The 17,095-nt window shown below is 64.8% G+C and carries 12 protein-coding genes; 6 read left to right on the top strand and 6 right to left on the bottom strand.

The window, feature by feature from the left end; genetic code table 11:
- Window positions 1-22 precede the first annotated feature (22 nt).
- Both ACR9ZC_RS06105 and zwf read right to left on the bottom strand, forming a co-directional pair.
- Window positions 23-583, bottom strand: a complete 561-nt coding sequence (locus tag ACR9ZC_RS06105) for a YbhB/YbcL family Raf kinase inhibitor-like protein (RefSeq protein WP_481579537.1) — start codon at window positions 581-583, stop codon at window positions 23-25.
- Window positions 584-694: 111 nt separating this feature from the next.
- On the bottom strand, window positions 695-2,251 hold the full coding sequence (gene zwf, locus ACR9ZC_RS06100) for a glucose-6-phosphate dehydrogenase (protein WP_481579536.1): 1,557 nt from the start codon (window positions 2,249-2,251) through the stop codon (window positions 695-697).
- 489 nt (window positions 2,252-2,740) lie between these two features.
- On the opposite strand from zwf, the gene ACR9ZC_RS06095 reads away from it, so the two are divergent.
- From ACR9ZC_RS06095 to ACR9ZC_RS06080, 4 genes are all read left to right on the top strand, one after another.
- A complete protein-coding gene (locus ACR9ZC_RS06095) occupies window positions 2,741-3,376 on the top strand; it encodes an FMN-binding negative transcriptional regulator (RefSeq protein WP_481579535.1) in 636 nt (211 codons plus the stop codon).
- Between the two features lies 1 nt (window position 3,377).
- Window positions 3,378-4,013: a LysE family translocator gene (locus tag ACR9ZC_RS06090; protein ID WP_481579534.1), complete on the top strand. Its 636-nt coding sequence runs from the start codon at window positions 3,378-3,380 to the stop codon at window positions 4,011-4,013.
- Window positions 4,014-4,193: 180 nt separating this feature from the next.
- Window positions 4,194-6,650 (top strand): bifunctional acetate--CoA ligase family protein/GNAT family N-acetyltransferase, encoded by a 2,457-nt coding sequence (locus tag ACR9ZC_RS06085; protein WP_481579533.1) that lies wholly within the window; start codon window positions 4,194-4,196, stop codon window positions 6,648-6,650.
- Between the two features lie 190 nt (window positions 6,651-6,840).
- Window positions 6,841-10,542 (top strand): autotransporter outer membrane beta-barrel domain-containing protein, encoded by a 3,702-nt coding sequence (locus tag ACR9ZC_RS06080; protein WP_481579532.1) that lies wholly within the window; start codon window positions 6,841-6,843, stop codon window positions 10,540-10,542.
- A 69-nt stretch (window positions 10,543-10,611) separates the two neighbouring features.
- On the opposite strand, the gene ACR9ZC_RS06075 is transcribed toward ACR9ZC_RS06080, so the two are convergent.
- Window positions 10,612-11,310 (bottom strand): response regulator transcription factor, encoded by a 699-nt coding sequence (locus tag ACR9ZC_RS06075; protein WP_481579531.1) that lies wholly within the window; start codon window positions 11,308-11,310, stop codon window positions 10,612-10,614.
- Window positions 11,311-11,621: 311 nt separating this feature from the next.
- Here ACR9ZC_RS06075 and ACR9ZC_RS06070 point away from each other — a divergent pair, with 311 nt between their 5' ends.
- Both ACR9ZC_RS06070 and ACR9ZC_RS06065 read left to right on the top strand, forming a co-directional pair.
- The gene (locus tag ACR9ZC_RS06070; RefSeq protein WP_481579530.1) at window positions 11,622-14,108 is read left to right on the top strand and encodes a CHASE2 domain-containing protein; all 2,487 of its coding nucleotides are present in this window, start codon (window positions 11,622-11,624) and stop codon (window positions 14,106-14,108) included.
- Window positions 14,109-14,313: 205 nt separating this feature from the next.
- Window positions 14,314-15,045, top strand: coding sequence for a GGDEF domain-containing protein (locus ACR9ZC_RS06065; RefSeq protein ID WP_481579529.1), 732 nt, complete (start codon window positions 14,314-14,316; stop codon window positions 15,043-15,045).
- Window positions 15,046-15,090: 45 nt separating this feature from the next.
- Here ACR9ZC_RS06065 and ACR9ZC_RS06060 read toward each other — a convergent pair whose 3' ends face one another.
- The 3 genes from ACR9ZC_RS06060 to ACR9ZC_RS06050 all read right to left on the bottom strand — a co-directional run bounded on the left by ACR9ZC_RS06060 (window position 15,091) and on the right by ACR9ZC_RS06050 (window position 16,979).
- The gene (locus ACR9ZC_RS06060) at window positions 15,091-15,636 is read right to left on the bottom strand and encodes a hypothetical protein (RefSeq protein WP_331574108.1); all 546 of its coding nucleotides are present in this window, start codon (window positions 15,634-15,636) and stop codon (window positions 15,091-15,093) included.
- Window positions 15,637-15,711: 75 nt separating this feature from the next.
- Window positions 15,712-16,530 carry an alpha/beta fold hydrolase gene (locus ACR9ZC_RS06055; RefSeq protein WP_481579528.1) on the bottom strand — a complete coding sequence of 273 codons (819 nt, stop codon included), beginning with the start codon at window positions 16,528-16,530 and terminating at the stop codon, window positions 15,712-15,714.
- Window positions 16,527-16,979, bottom strand: a complete 453-nt coding sequence (locus ACR9ZC_RS06050; protein ID WP_481579527.1) for a PaaI family thioesterase — start codon at window positions 16,977-16,979, stop codon at window positions 16,527-16,529. Before ACR9ZC_RS06050 ends, ACR9ZC_RS06055 begins: the two co-directional genes overlap by 4 nt.
- Window positions 16,980-17,095 lie beyond the last annotated feature (116 nt).

Raw genomic sequence — 17,095 nt, 5'->3', positions numbered from 1 at the left:
CGAAGCCTCGTCCCCGATCGCTCTAGCGCCCGAAACGCATCACGATGCTCGTATTTGCCAGCACATGATTCTTGATCGCCGCATGTAGCGCATCGCGTGTCAGTCCGGCCGGCAGCGAATCGGGCGCGAGGTCGAGCGCGTAAATCTGCACGACATAGTGATGTGGAATTTCCCCGGCGGGCGGGCACGGTCCGCGATATGCTGCCTGCCCGCTGAGGTTCAGTCCCATGAGCGCGCCCGTTGGCGGTTCGCCGCCCGCTGTGAGCGAGGTCGTCGAAGCGGGAATGCGGTACATCACCCAGTGCACGACGCCGAGGCCCTTTGCCCCGTCCGGATCGAAAATCGTGATTGCGAAGCTGCGGGTACCGGTGGGCGCATTGCGCCATTGCAATGCCGGCGACACGTTGCGGCCACCGCAATCGTTTTGGTTTCCCGCGTGAATCGAGGCGAGCGTGCCGCCGTCGGGCACGCCGGGCGAGGTCAGCTCGAACGCCTCCGCAGCATAGGTCGTCACGCCGTGCAACATCAGCACGCACAAACCGGCTCCGAGCATGTGCCGGACCGCCTTAACGTTACCTTTCATCCCCGCCTCCGTCTCTCGAGTGAACGCGATCCGGCAGCCCGCAATGGGCCGCCGTGTGCTCCGGGAACAACGGATTATTACGTCGATTTATTCCAGATGCACCGCGCAATATTATTCGTCTAGCGGCCGCCACGCACGGCCGTCCCGGGCAAGGAGCGCGTCGGCTTCGGCAGGACCGGCGCTGCCGGCGGCGTAGCCGTGCACAGGTACCGTACCGCGCTGCGGATGGAGTATGCGATCGACGGCAGCCCAACTCGCCTCGATGCTGTCCGCGCGCTGGAAGAGCGTCGCGTCGCCGAGCATGCAGTCATAGAGCAACGTTTCATACCCGACGTTCGGGCGCTGCGGGAAAAAATCGCCATAGTCGAATGACGAGCGCGCCGCGCCAATGAGCATCGTCGGCCCCGGCACCTTGACGTTGAAATCGAAGCTCGTTCCGTGCGAGGGGTCGATGCGCAGCGTCAGCACGTTGGGCGTGAGTGTTTCCACCGGGGTATCGCGAAACAGCAGGAATGGAACGCGCTTCAATTGCACTGCGATTTCGGTGCGGCGCGTCGCGAGCCGCTTGCCGGTGCGCAGATAAAACGGTACGCCGGCCCAGCGCCAGTTGTCGATTCGCAGGCGGGCCGCGACGTAGGTTTCCGTTGCGCTGTCGGGCGCCACGTTCGGCTCGTCGCGGTACGCTGTTCCAGACGGCCCCGCTTCGTATTGACCGAGCACGACATCGTCGGGCATGAGCGGCTCGATCGCCTCGAACAATTCGACCTTCTTGTCGCGTACCGCTTCCGCATCGAACGAATTGGGTGGTTCCAGTGCGACTACGGCGAGCAATTGGAACAGGTGATTCGGCACCATGTCGCGCAGCGCGCCGGTGCGTTCGTAAAATTGTCCGCGCCCTTCGACGCCGAGTGTTTCGGCCGCTGTAATCTGCACGCTATCGATGTATTCGCGCCGCCAGATCGGCTCGAACATCGCGTTCGCGAAGCGAACGGCGAGGATGCTCTGCACGGTATCCTTACCGAGAAAATGGTCGATTCGGTACACCTGCGATTCCTGTGCGAACCGCAGGATGTGTGCGTTCAATTTGCGCGCCGATGCGAGATCGCTGCCGAACGGCTTTTCGACGATCAGACGGCGAAAGCCCCCGTTCTGTTCCAGCAAGCCTGCCTTGCCGAGCCGCTCGACGATGGGCTCGAAGAACTGCGCACCGACGGCCAGATAGAAGATCACATTGCCATGCTGGGCCTGATCGATTTGTTGTTTGAGTTGCGCATAGGTGGCATCGTCTTCGAATTCGCCCGCTTGGTATTGCATGCGTTGCGCGAGCCAGTCCCATGGCTTGCGGTCCAGCTTGTCCGTATGCGCTTCGCTGGATTTGTCCGCAATCGATTGCTGCAGCGACTCGAGTAACGCGTCGCGCCAGGTGGGTGTTTCGCGCTCGCCGTGACTGACGCCGATGATTCGAAGACTGTCGTCGAGCAATGCTTCGTGCGCAAGATGGTACAAAGCCGGTATCAGCAGGCGCCGGGTCAGGTCGCCGCCCGCACCGAAGATCACAATTGTGCAAGGGGGCGCTGGCCGCTTGGCAGCCTGAGTCGAGAGAGCGCCCTGCGCGCCCGCTTCGCGCCCCGAATGACCGGAGCCGATGGAATTCGAATCGCTTGGCATGGCGCGCATTGCTCCATAAGGCCGTGGACGGAGCACGGCGAAGGCTCGAAGAAACGACACGTAATTGCGCAGTCATCGCCGGGAGCGCACGGGTCGTGCACCCATTGTGTCAACTTAGCAGGCAGCGTGCCAGAACGCGGCGCCCGATGCTGGCATCACCGGCACGCGAATCGACCGGGCACACCTGGGACGGCGCGAAGGCGTATCGCGCCGGCAGTTTCCTCATGCGCGGTTAATGAACGCCAAGCGGGTCCAGGTAACGCCCCGCCATTGCGCGATGAGAACCTGCGCCTTCTCGGCGTAGCCTGCTGCGCCGCTTACGTTGTTGGACAACGATGCCTCCCGGTCTAGCAATACGTTCGACACGACTCTGGCCTGGTAAAAACGTTCACGATTGGACCTGCAGGACGAGTCCATTTTCAGGCAAACTCGGTTTTGTCGAGACGCAATAGGGCGAGCAGGCACACTTACTCCGCTACGGGACCCGATATGTACATACCAGCCGCTTTCAACGAATCCCGGATCGAAAACCTGCACGCCTGCATCGTGCAACATCCGTTTGGCACGCTGATTACGCACGGCAAGAGCGGATTGGACGCCAATCATATTCCGTTCGAGCTGGCGGCCGGCGAAGGCGAGTGCGGCGTTTTGCGCGCCCATGTCGCACGAGCCAATCCTGTATGGCAGGACATCGCGGACGGCGACGAGGTGCTCGTGGTCTTCCGCGCCGCGGACGCCTACATTTCGCCCAACTGGTACCCGAGCAAGCACGAGCTCCACAAACAGGTGCCGACCTGGAATTACATCGTCGTCCACGCACACGGCCGGATCCGCGTCCACGACGACGAGCGGTACGTGCGCGGCGTCGTCGCCAGATTGACCCGAACGCACGAGGCGTCGCTGCCGGAGCCGTGGAAGATGTCGGATGCGCCGAAGGACTATATCGATACGATGCTCAAATCGATCGTCGGCTTGGAAATCGACATCACGCGGCTGATCGGCAAGACCAAGCTCGGCCAGAACAAGGAGGCGCGCGATATTCGCGGGGCAGCTGTCGCGCTGAAAGCGCGCGGCGAGACCGCAATTAGCGAGGCGATGTTGGCCGAGGCTGAGAAAAAGGCCTGACGTGTCCGCAAATTCATGGCTTTCCGCAGACCTGCTGCTCGCCTATACCGCCTATTTCATCGGCACCGCTAGCCCGGGACCGAGCAACCTGGCGATCATGTCCATCGCGGCCAGCCAAGGAAGAAAGGCGGCGCTGGCGTTCGCGTTCGGCGTCGTTTCCGGATCGATGTTCTGGGCGACGGTCGCGAAACTCGGTATCTCGGCGGCGTTGGTCGCCTATTCGCAATTCATCGTCGCGGTCAAACTCTTTGGCGGGCTGTACCTTCTCTGGTTGGCTTTCAAATCGGGACGCAGCGCGCTCGTACCCGCTGCCGCGACGCCGCGAAAAACGGGGCGGCCGGACACTGCGAGAGGCTTATACATCCGAGGGGCATTACTGCATTTGACGAATCCCAAGGCGGTCCTTGTGTGGGTTTCGATCGTCGCGCTTTCGTCCAGCCGCTCCGGGTCCGCTCATGACGCGGTCATCCCCGGCTGCGCCGTCATCGGATCGCTCGTGTTCAGCGGTTATGCATCGCTCTTTTCCATGGATTCGGCGCGCCGGCTCTACATACGAACGCGCCGCGCATTGGAAGGGGGCCTTGCCGTCGCATTCGGCGCGGCAGGTATCAAGCTGCTGGCATGGCCCTCGAGGTGACCGCGATTCTCCCGAGCACGATTGACGGCCAATACATCGAGTGCACCGGAATGCGGCAACATACCAGCGTCGCACCCGGAAAGTCGTAAACTGACGCAACCCGAGCTGCGGTGAAGCGCAGTCCGCGATGCTTCAGCCTCAACGCAGGTCCCGTGCCTTTTCCCGAACGAGGGATCGCTCATGACCATCCGCAATCTCGATGCGCTTTTCAAGCCCCGATCGGTCGCGGTGATCGGCGCGTCCTCTCGGCCGGGCAGCCTCGGCGCCATCGTCTGGCAGCGCGTGCTGACCGGCGGTTTCGCCGGCCCCGTGTGGCCTGTCAATCCGAAATACGACGAACTCGACGGTCACCCCGTTTTCGGCGATGTGGCCGATCTCCCTGAAGCGCCAAGCGTGGCGTTGCTCTGCACCCCGAGCGCGGTATGGCCGGACATCGTGCACAAGCTCGGCAGCATGGGAGCGCGCGCGGCGATCGTGATCGGCGACGCACGCAGTATCGAAGCATCGGCCGCCGTCGACGATGTACTCGTCGCCGCCCGCCCGCACTTGCTGCGCATCGTAGGGCCGGGCAGTCTTGGCGTCATCACGCCCGCGCTGGGGGCGCAACTGGATGCCGCATCGTGCATCGTCAAGCCGGGCGGCGTGGCCTGGGTATCGCAATCGAACGCGCTGACGAATGCGGTGCTCGGCTGGGCCGATGCTCGAGGTCTGGGCTTTTCGCATGCGATCGCGCTCGGCGGCGAGGCCGATGTCGATGCGGGCGACGTGCTCGACTACCTGGCCAGCGATGGTGCGACGCGCGCCATCCTGCTCGAGCTCTCGACCGTGCGGGCCGCACGCAAGTTCATGTCGGCCGCGCGCGCTGCGGCTCGCGGCAAGCCCGTGCTCGTGCTGCGCACAGGTTGCGCCGATTCCGACGATGCGCTTTATGCCGCGGCGTTTCGCCGTGCGGGGATGGTGCGCGTAGAAACACTCGACGATCTGCTCGACGAAATCGAAACCCTCGGACTCGGGCGGATTGCGGCAAGTTCGACCGCAACACTGATCGCGGCGGACCGCGGCGTGGCCGCGCTCGCATCCGATGCATTCGCTTCGGCCGGCGCTCAGCTCGCGCGATGGTCCGACGGCGCCAAGCAGGCGCTCGCGTCGGCCTTGCCGCACGTGACGCCGAGCAACCCGGTGCTGCTGGGCGACGATGCTCATGCCGCGGATTTCGGCCGCGCGCTCGATGCGCTTGCGCCGCACGACGATACGGGTGCGGCGTTTATCGTGCACGCCTCGACACATCGCGCACCGGCCGAGGAGGTGGCGCGCGTGCTCATCGAGCGCCAGCGCTTTACGCATCGCGGCATGCTCGCCTGCTTTTTCGGGGGGCTCGATGCGCCTGCGCGCGATGCGTTGCGCACGCATGGCATCGCCGTGCATTCGACGCCGCATCGCCTCGCACGCGCGTTTGCACGACTCGTCGATTACCGGCTCGGCCGCGAGTTGCTGATGCAGACTCCGCAGGGCTTGCCGGCGCACGTGCCGGTAGCGCTTGCGGCGATCCAGGCGCGCGTGCGCGACGCCGTGGCGGCGGGCACGATGACGCTCGACGGCGACGAAGCGGCGCATCTCGTCGAGTGCTTCGGCCTGCGTGTAGCGGCGCATGCCGCGAGCCGGCCGGAATCCGAAGCGGCCGCGACGACGGCACGATTGGCGCAGGGTGGCGATGCGAAGGAAGGCGAGGGCGAGGGCGGGACCTCCAGCTTCGACGAACGGTTCGAAGGCGAAGCGATCGTCGACGTGACGGTCGAACTCGACGACGATGCCGATTTCGGCCCCGTGTTCCGCTTTACGGCGCCTCCGGCGAACGGTGTGCCTGCGCCGTTTTGCACCTATGGTCTGCCGCCGCTCAATCCCGTTCTTGCACGCGAGATCGTCGCGCGCTCGCCGTACGCGAATCGTGTGCCCGTCGAGCCGCTTTTGCAGGCGCTTACCGCGCTCTCGGAGATGGTGTGCGCGGTCGAGCAGATCGCGGGTATGAGTGCGGTGCTGCGTGTCATGCCGGACCGCGTCGTGCTTGTCGCCCCGCGATTGCGGATTGCGAGCTCGCGCGGGCGTCTTGCAATCGTGCCCTACCCACGCCATCTGGAAGAGACGCTGGACTGGCAGGGCAAGCGTTTGACGATCCGCCCGATCCGTCCCGAGGACGAAGCGGCACATCGTGCATTGATTGCCGCCATGTCGCCCGACGATTTGCGGCTGCGATTCTTCGGCGCCGTGCGCGGCTTCGATCATTCGCAACTCGCGCGTATGACGCAAATCGACTATGACCGCGAAATGGCCCTCATCGCGGCGGAAATCGATCTAAATGGAGTCGCGCAAACGTTTGGCGTGGCGCGTATTGTCGCCGATCCCGATAATGAATGCGCCGAATTCGCCGTGGCCGTCCGCTCGGATATTAAGGGCAAAGGGCTCGGAACATTACTGCTCGCCCGGATCATCAACTATGCGCGCACTCGCGGCACGCGCTTCGTGACGGGAGAAATCCTGCGCGAAAACGCGCCTATGCTGGCGCTTGCGAGAGCGAACGGCTTCGAGATCCACGCCTCGGACGATCCCTCGGTGATCGCCGTCCGACTCCCGCTTCAGTAGGCATCCGATTCGCCAGCCGCCGGCAATCGCCTCCGCGGCAATCGGTTCGCACCTGATTCGGCGTAATTCAAGCGCCGTCAAAAAGCCGAATTAACCGACCAGGTAAAGGCTTTACGATCCTTTGCAATTCTTTAAAAACGGTTCCGCTATAGTGCCGAGCGTCAAATACAAACGATGAGAGGACGGGCATATGCGGAATTCAGATTTACATCGGCACGCAACGATTGATCATACGAAATCGCGTGCAATTCGGTCTCCAATCTCCAAGGACGCATCGCGCCTGCGCCCTAAGGCGACGACGCTTGCCGTTCTCGGCTACGTCGCGCTGATTCCGGCACTGGCTCACGCGAACTGCACGACTTCGGGCGCGACGACGACGTGCGACACCTCGGCGCCGTCGCCTTGGACGACGACGATCGGAACGGGGCCGACAACCGCGTCCGGCGCTCAGGTGACCGTGGGGCCGAACGCGCAGATCGTCGTCGGCAACACCAGCGCGATCGCGCTGTCGGACAACTCGAACATCGTGGTGGGCTCCGGCGCGCTCGTGCAGAACGCCTCGACGAATACCACCGGCACGTACGGTACGGGCGGCAATACGATCGATCTCCGCAATAACAACACGCTGACCGTCCAACAGGGTGCGACCGTGTTGTCCAACGGCACACAATCGACCGCCGAGGCCGTCAATCCGGAAGGTACCGGCAATACGATCGTGAACAACGGGACGATCCGGGGCATCAACTCCGCGGCTATCTGGTTTCAGAACACCTCGGGTACGAACACGGTCATCAATAACGCGACCGGCGTCATCCAGGCACCCAACAACGTGATGGGAGCGTCCGGCAACGGCGCCGTGGTGTTCACCAATCTCGGCAAGGTGATCGGCAACCTGGTTTTTGCGGGCGGCAACGACACATTGAACATGTTCTCCGGTTCGAGCGTATCGGGCACGATCAACGGCGGCGGCGGCAGCAACCTGCTGACGCTCAATGGCACCGGCAACAACACGTTGCCGGCGACGATCACCGGCTTCCAGACGCTGCAGAAAAAGGATAGCGGCACCTGGACGATCGCGAATTCGATCGGCGGCATGGGCGTCACCTCGGCCGAAGTTCAGCAAGGCACGCTGGTGCTGACGGGCACGAACACGAGCTATACGGGCACGATGCAAGTCGACTCGGCCGGCACGCTGCGGGCCAGTGCGCAAAGCTTGCCGTTGGCCGTGACGGACAACGGTCTCGTCCAATTCCAGCAAGATACGGTGGGCACGTATACGGGCCTCGTGAGTGGCTCGGGTGCCGTCGAAAAAGACGGCGTTGGCACGCTGACGCTCGCTCCATCCGCAGCCGGCGGCAATACCTACACGGGCGGGACAGTGCTCAAGCAGGGCGTGCTTTCGGTGTCGGCCGACAGCGCGCTCGGCGGCACCCCGGGCGGTGTGACGTTCGACGGCGGTACGCTGCAGTTGGGCAGCAGCTTCGATCTGGCCAATACGCGAGCGATCTCGGTCACCTCGAACGGCGGCACGATCGATACGCAGGGCTTCCAATCGACGATCGATCAAACCATCAACGGGACGGGCGCGCTCGACAAAACGGGCTCCGGGACGCTGACGGTCAACGGCGCAGTGGTCGGCTCGATCGCCGCCGAAGTTCAGCAAGGTACGCTCGTGCTCAATGGCGACGGTTCGCAGTTCACGGGGAGCGTGACGGTCGATCAGCCCGCCGTGCTGCAGGCGAGCGCACAGAGCCTGCCCCCGACGGTGACCGACAATGGCCTCGTGCAGTTCGAGCAAGGTGTCGACGGCGTTTATAACGGAGCGATCGGCGGTACGGGTGTCGTCGAAAAAGACGGGGCGGGTACGCTGACGCTGGCGCCTTCCGCGGCCGGGGGCAACACCTACACGGGCGGTACGCTGCTGAAGGCGGGCACGCTGTCGGTGTCGGCGGATAGCGCGCTCGGCGGTGCGTTGGGCGGCATGACGTTCGACGGCGGCACGCTGCAGTTGGGCAGCAGCTTCGATCTGAGCAGCACGCGTGCGGTGACGATCACGTCGAATGGCGGCACGATCGATACGCAGGCATTCCAGTCGACCATCGCGCAAGGTGTCACGGGTGCCGGCGGCTTGACCAAGACCGGCACGGGTACGCTCGTGCTCGACGGCGTCAACACCTATGCGGGTGCGACGTCGGTGGCGGCCGGCACGCTCGTCGTCGGGGATGCGTCGCACACCGGTGCGTCGGTGGCCGGGCCGGCGAGCGTCGCACCGGGTGCCACGCTCGGCGGTTATGGCTCGGTCAACGGCAACGTCACGAATAATGGGACGATCGCGGTGGCGAATGCGTTGTCGGGGGCCGCGACGAGCGCCAACGCCGAAGTCGCGCGAGGCAGCGCGATCGCGGTGGGCCATGCGCAATCGTCCGTCGCAGCCGGCACGCAGGGCAGTTTTACGATCAACGGTCAATTGACGAACGCGGGATTGGTTCAACTCGGCGGCGGCGCTCAGGCCGGCAACACGCTGAACGTCAACAGCTATGTTGGACAAAACGGCACGATTGCGCTCAATACCGTACTCGCCGGGGACAACGCGGCATCGGACAAGCTGGTCGTCAACGGCGGGACGGCGACGGGTTCGACGACGCTGAAGGTGACGAACGTCGGCGGTCAGGGCGCGCCGATCGTGTCGAACGGCATCCAGGTCGTCGCGGCGGCCAACGGCGCGACCACCGATGCCGGTGCGTTCGCGTTGGCCGGCGGCGTGGTCAAGGCCGGTGCGTACGAGTACTACCTCGTGAAAGGCGGCGTGACCGCGGGGACCTCGCAGGACTGGTACCTCCGCAACACGGTGCCGGCCGCGAACGTCGCGTCATCGGCCAATATCGTCGCAGCCCCCGGCACGCCCGTGCTGCCGGCCGCCGGCGCCACTCCGGTCACGCTGTACCGGCCCGAGGTCGCGCTGTACGCGCAGATTCCGAGCGTCATGCGTCAGCTCGACTGGATGCAAATCGACGAGTTCCATCAGCGGCAGGGCGATCAGTCGCTCCTCGGAGAGAAGGGCGCGGTGCCCGCGGCATGGGGCCGGGTCTGGGGTGCGCATAGCGTGCTGTCGGAGGGCGGCGACGTGAGCCCGCAATTCGACGGTTCGATGGGCGGGCTGCAGGTCGGCCACGACGTGTATGCGGACGGCGCGGAGGGGGGGCACCGGAACCACTACGGCTTCTATCTCGGCATGGCCCGCGCGACGGGCGGCGTGAGCGGTTCGGCACTGGGCGTCCAGGGTGCCGACGTGGGACATCTTTCCGTCAACGCATATAGCCTCGCCGGTTATTGGACGCATATCGGGCCCAGTGGCTGGTACACGGATACCGTCGTTTCGGGCAGCGCGCTCACGGCGGATGCGACATCGAGCGAGAACGTCCATGCCAGCACGCACGGTACTGCCGTCACGGCTTCGGTCGAAGGCGGTCTGCCGCTGTCGATCGGACATGGATTGACGATGGAGCCGCAGCTCCAGTTGGTCTACCAGCACCTGTCGATCCGGGATCTCAACGACGGTGCGGCCAATGTGTCGTTCGGCAGCGGGAATTCGGTGCTGGCGAGGTTCGGCGTCCGGTTCTCCGGGACATGGGACGCGCTGGGTGCCGCCTGGCAGCCTTTTGTGGCGTTCAATGTGCTGCACGCGTTTGCCAACGGCGATCGCCAGACCTATGACAGCGTTACGTCGATCGGAACGCCGGTCAATCAGACGACGGGCCGGATCGACGCGGGCCTGGTCACGCGCTTCTCGAAGCACGGCAGCGCCTATGCTGCCGTCAACTGGGGCGCGAACCTCGACGGGGAGCACGTGCGGACGATTGGCGGGAACGCCGGCGTGCGTTGGTCGTGGTGAGTTGCGGCGGCCACGAGAGCGGTGGCCGCCGGCGCGCGTGCCGCAGGGCGCTGCCGCCGCGGCACCGGCTCAGGCCTCGCCCGCTTCGAGCTTTTCGAGCCGATACCCGTAACCGTAGACCGGGTAGATGCAGTACCCGCTCTGCGGACGCAGGTCGAGCTTGATGCGGATCGATGAGACGTGCGTATCGAGCGTACGCGACGGGATGTCGGACGTTTGCTTCCAGACCGTCTCGACGATGTGGCTGCGCGAGAGCGGGCGCCCGAGATTGCGGAAGAGCAGCAGCGCGACCTGGAATTCCTTTTGCGACAGCGTGACGGGCACCGTTTGGCGATAGACGATGCTCTCGCGCAGATCGAACAGATAGTCGCCGAATTCCTGCGACGCGATGCTTTGGTCGCGGCGATAGCTTCTGCGCAGGAGAGTGGACACGCGTGCGAGCAGCACCGGGGCCGCGACTGGCTTCACGACGTAGTCGTCGGCGCCGGCATTGAGCGCGGAGACGATGTCGGATTCGCGCGACCGGCTGGTCATGAAGAGCACGGGCAGCGTCTCGTTGCAGTGTTTGCGCACCCAGGCGAGCACCTCGTCGCCCTGCATGTCGGTGACGTTCCAGTCGAGCACGATCAGATCGAAGCTTTCGCGCCGCAGCTCGCGGATGAGCGCGCCGCCCTCGCTGAACGTGTGACAGGTATGCCCTGCCGGGCTCAGCGATTGAGTGGCAAACTCCAACTGACTGGGATCATCGTCAAGAATGGCGATTCGCATGGTTTGACCGATGGAAACGTTGCGCCGAAGAAAAGGGGGTTGAACCGATTCCCCGATTGGGTGCTTTCCGCGCGAACCTGCGTTTTCGCGGCAGCGAGAATAGTAAACGATAAGTATTGGGGCTCCTGTGAAAATGGTTCGCGCGAAGCTTGACGTGCACCCCCGCCATGGCGCCCGCCTGGCGCCGATGCACGGTTTCGGTTATCGTCTCGATCGCATCGAAAACGAGAAACCATGAGGCGAGACGACGATAACCGGCAGGTGCCCGGGCACCTGCGCCGATACGAACATGATCGCCCCATCGCGCGCGTGTGGCCGTCGCAATGACACTGCTCGCCCGGATCATTCGCTCGCGGCTCGGCCGATCGATAGGGCGACGGTTTTTGCTCGAATGGATCGCCACGGGGTGTCTCGCCATTGCGTTCGTCGCGCTGAGCTCGAGCTGGCGCCTGACGGCGAGCCTGGACCACTTCGTCTACGACGATTTTCTTGCGATGTCCGCAAAGACGGTATCGAACGATATCGTCGTCGTCGAGATCGACGATGACAGCATCGAAGCGCTGGGCCGGTGGCCGTGGCCGCGCAGCGTGCATGCTCGCCTGATCGATGCGCTCGCACGGAGCGGCGCGGCCGCGATCGTCTACGACGTACTATTCACCGAGCCCGGCGCCGACGATCCAGCGCTTGCCCGGGCGATCGCCGCCAGTAAAACTTATCTGCCGATTCTGCTTGCGCCGGCCGACGCCGACGGCCATCGCGAAGCGGTGCTGCCCGTTGCCGCATTGGCTGGCGCCGCCGCGGGGCTCGGCCATATCAACTTCGAGGTCGACAGCGACGGCGTCGTGCGCAGCGTCGCGCTATACGAGGGCGACGCGCGCACGCGTTGGCCGCAGCTGACCGTTCCGGTCCGGCGCGCCGTCGAACGCGGCGCGATACGGGTTGCCGGCATGGGTGACGGTAACGGCCGCCCGGCGCGCGAATCCGTGCCGCTCGCCGAGTCCGGCGGGCCGGGCGGAGAGCAGCGCGTGTTGGTTCCTTTCGTTCCCGACGAGTCCTTCCGGAAGGTCTCGGTTGCGCAGGTGCTGGCGGGGACCGTGCCGCCCGAATTGCTGCGGGGCCGCATCGTGCTCGTCGGCTCGACGGCATCCGGCCTCTACGATCACTTCGCCACGCCGATGTCGGGCCGGTTCGGCGTCACGCCCGGCGTCTATGCGCATGCGAGCGTGCTCGAGATGTTGCTGCGCGGCAGCGCCATCAGACCCGCATCGTCATCGGAGTTGCTCGCCGCGTCGCTCCTGCCGCTGGCGGTGCTGCTCGTTGGATTTCTCGTGCTGTCGCCGATGTACTCGCTGGCGCTCGCCATTGCGCTCGGCGTGCTCGCGCTCGCGGGCGACGCGGTACTGATGCATGGGCTGCGGCTTTGGGTATCGCCCGTACCGGCGATCCTCGGACTGATCGTCGTCTATCCGCTGTGGAGCTGGCGCCGTCTGGAAATGACGATGGCCTACCTGCGCAAGGAACTGCGGCAGCTCGCGGCCGAGCCCTATCTGCTGCCCGAAGCGGCGAAGCGGCCGAGCGAATTCATGGGGGACGTACTCGAACAGCAGATGTCGCTGATGGCTCAGGCGGCGCAACGCGCGAGAGACATGAAGCGTTTCGTCTGGGACAGTCTCGACAGCGGGCCCGAGCCGATACTCGTTGCCGATCTGAACGGCGTCGTGTTGATCGCGAACCGTGCGGCAAGAGCGTATTGCGCGCGGCTCGCGGCGCCGAGCCCGGAAGGGCGGCCATTGCACGCCGTGCTGGCCGACTGTTCGTTCGTGAAGACGATCGACGCGGACGTGGAAAACGAGCGGATCGCCCGAAGGGACTGGCCGGCCGTCATGAACCCGGCGCGGCCCGAGCACGCGCGCATGATGACGACCGGCATCGAAGTGCGCGGCCGCGACGAGCGCGATTACTTGCTGCGTTATTCGGAGTGCCGCAATGCGTTCGGCGAAGCCGCCGGGTGGATCGCCGGCTTGGTCGACATCACGGCGCTGCACGAAGCCGAACGGCAGCGTGAGGACGCCTTGCAACTGCTATCGCACGACATGCGCTCGCCGCACGCATCGATCCTCGCGCTCGTCGAGATCGAGCGCGCACGCATCGAGTCCGAGCCCGTGCGCGATGTCATGGACCGCATCGCACGCTATGCCAGGAGCGCGCTGACGCTTGCGGACGATTTCGTCCAGCTTGCACGCGCCGAATCGCAGGCCTATGAGTTCGAGCCCGTGAATCTCGCCGATCTCGTGCTGGATGCGAGCGACCAAGTGTGGCCGCAGGCACATGCCAAGGGCATACGTCTCGATGCCTTCTACGAAGACAGGGAAGCATGCTGGATCTGCGCCGAGCGGTCGCTGCTGACGCGCTCGCTCGTGAACATCCTGCAAAACGGCATCAAGTACAGCCCTGACGGCACGCAAATCACCTGCTCGATCGAATCGTCGCAAGCGTCGCTGGGCGGCGCCCACGTGACCTGCTCGATTCGCGACCAGGGTTACGGCATTCCGCTCGACAAGCAGGGCCGCTTGTTCGAACGCTTCCGCCGCTTCCATGCGGGGCAGCGTCCCGAAGTAGGCGGTGCCGGGCTCGGCATGGCGTTCGTCAAGACCGTCATCGTGCGGCACGGCGGGGAGGTGGCCGTCCACAGCGAGGAAGGCAAGGGAACCGAATTCGTGATTTCGCTGCCCCGCTTGGCCGAGCAAGCCGAGCAAGCCGAGCCCGGGCCGGCCGGCGAGCCGGCGCGAGCCTCCTGACGGGCCTGGCGACGCGCCTCGTCGGCGTCGCCCACCCTGAGCCTGACACTTGTTTGCAGTTGCTCCGGATATGCCTTGGCATAATCGCCTCGCTGAACTCAATTGAGCTCGCCGCGCTGCTCGACGATCGTCGTCGAGGCCTGAACCGGCCCTGAGCGTCCCGCTGCATCATGAATTCCGAGGTACCGAAATGAGCTGGCAATCGATGAGTGATCTGTCCTGGAAGGGGGCTCGACCGACGCGCGGACAGACGTGGCTGACGTTGTGCGCGGCATGGGCCCGCCGCATCGGGCGGGGTCTCGCTGCCGAAGGCGCGTTTCTCCTGCGGCTCTGGAAAGAAGGGATCGTTGAAGGCGACGACGCCCAACGGGGACGCTTGCAAGCGAGAATTCGCCAACTGGAATCGGAAGTGGCGAGACTGTCGCGTCTTGCTGTCACGGATGAGCTGACCGGCGCGTTCAATCGCCGGCATATCGACGAGACGTTCGGAGCGCGGGCGTCGTCGCGGCATGTCGATGGCGCGCTTGCGTTTTGCCTGTTCGATATCGACGGCTTCAAGGCTTACAACGACACGTACGGCCACAGCGCCGGCGACGATGCGCTGAAGAGAATCGCGCAAGCCGTGCGCGATCAGTTGCGGCACGCGGGCGACAGCCTGATTCGCCTTGGCGGCGACGAGTTCTGCATTCTGCTGAACGCCGAATCGCCGAGCGACGCGCTGGCTGCGATCGATCGTCTGCGCCTGGCGGTGCGTGCGCTTGCGTTGCCGCATCCCACGAAGCGCGATGCGGTGCTGACGGCGAGTTTCGGCTTCGTATGGCGGGGTGCCCGCAGCGAGAATCGCCATCTGCCCCACGATCTTTATCGGCATGCCGATCGGATGCTTTACGAGGCCAAGCGTGCGGGCCGCGACACGGTGCGGCTCGCGGTGCTGTAACCGGCGCGCCCGCCGAGCGCTCGGGCGGCGGCCGCCGATCGTGCCTTAGGCGGCGAGCTTTGTGGCCGCTTCGTCGACTTGCCCGCGCGAGATCGAGAGTTCCTCCAGCCATGCCTCGGCATAGACGTTGCCCGTTTCGCGCTCGAGGCGAGCGATCGTTGTCGCGTTTCGCGTCGTGTCCTTCGGGGTGGCGAGGAAACGCTTGATCGATTCACCGGCCTTGAATGCATCGAAGAGCGGCAAGCGAATTTCGTCGGGCAACGTGCGCGTCCATTGATAGGGCTTGCCGTTGAACGTCAGTGTCGGCGGCAAGACGCGCTCCTTCTTGGCCGACGAGGCAATCAGCCCGTACGTCCGCGCGGCTTCGCCGATCTGCTCGGGCGAGAAAAGTTCTTCCGGTGTGATCTCGAATTGCTCGATGTGGGCTTCGATGGCCCGCATGGCGGCGGCGCGATCGTCGCGTTTTTGTTGCGCGCGTTCGACGATGAGCCGCAGTTCGTCGGCCTCTTCGCTCGTGATCGTGAAGCTCGCCTGTTTGTGCTGAAGTTCGGTGAAGCGCTGGAATTCGGTGTCGTTCAGAAGTTTTGCCATGGATCGGATCGCGGATCGACATGCACCGGGCGCGAATACGCCGGCACGAATGTTCGAGGGGCCGCCATTCTAGCGTCAGACAGCCGTGCGATCCAGAGGCATTCGCGTTGCGAGCGAGCGAATAAACTCCGCGCTCGCCGCCAGGACGGCCTCGGGGCACTCTTTGTGCGGCGAGTGTCCGCACGCGGGCAGCAGTGCCTCTTTCGCCGGCCCCGCGCTATGCCGCGCGATCGAATGCACTTGCCGCGCGGTGCCGTACTGGTCGTCCTGGCCCTGCATGACCAGCAGCGGCACATCGATGCGCGGCAACAGCGCCTCGATGTTCCATGACGCGAAGGTCGGATCGAGCCATGCGTCGGACCAGAAGCGGAAGACATCGGCCGTCTTTTCGCCGTGATATCGCGCGAGTCCAGCCAGCTTGCCGGCGCGCCACGCGGCGAGCGCATCGCGTATGCCCGCGAGCGTCACTGCCTCGACGAACACATGCGCCGCGATCGTCACGATGCCGCGCAACCTCGGGTTGCGTTCGGCTCCGTGAATGAGCGCGATGCTGCCGCCATCGGAATGACCGACGAGAACATAGGGTGCCGCTGGCGGCACGAGCCGCGCCATCACTTGCGGCAGTTCGCGCTGGGCCGAACGATGCAGATAGCCGGTATCCCATTGCGTCCCGGCCGGCAGTGGCGACGACCGTCCATAGCCGGCCCGATCGTAGACGAGCCCTGGGCAACCGGTTGCCCGGCAAAGCCGCTCGGGGAAGTCGCCCCACATGGCGGTGCAGCCCAGACCTTCGTGCAGGAAGACGAGGTAAGGCAGGGCCGCGTCGCCGTCGATGAGTGCGTAGGCGACGCTCGCTTCTTCGATCCGAAGTGTGCTTTTCGATTCGAGCGTCATGCCTGTTCGATCTGACCGTTCGCCGGCGCGGCGTTCGGGCCGTCTCCCACGCGGTTGATCGTACCTTGGGCCAGCGCAACGAGGGTTTCCTTGTCGCCATCGAGCAGATAGATGCGGCACTGGCATGTGGCGTGCCCGCGCCCGGCATAGACGAGCTCCGCGCGAGCAAGCAGTGCCCCGCGCACGGCTGGACGCAGATAGTTGATCTTGTACTCGCCCGTCACGACACGGGGCCCGAGCGCGATCGCACCGGCGAATGTCAGCGCGTTGTCGGCAAGGTAGCTGATGACACCGCCATGAACGAAGCCGTGCTGCTGCCGCAGTTCGTCGCGAATCGCCAGGCGCAAGGTCACTTCATGCTCGCCGATCTGCACGAGCTCGGTGCCGAGCAGCATGCTGAACGGCTGAGCGTGCAGCGCGCCGCGCGCCAGGTCGAAGAAGTCGGTCATCGGGAGGCCCTTTGCGGGGCGCGGCCCCGTGTCCTATTGGTTCCACTCTAGGAACCGTTCGCGCGCGGAGTCAAGGAGCGGATGCGATTCTCCGGCCGAGACCCTCGAGCAAGCGC

The organism is Trinickia sp. HAY1-2D, from assembly GCF_056754935.1.
This window is presented reverse-complemented; position numbering and strand designations above follow the sequence as displayed.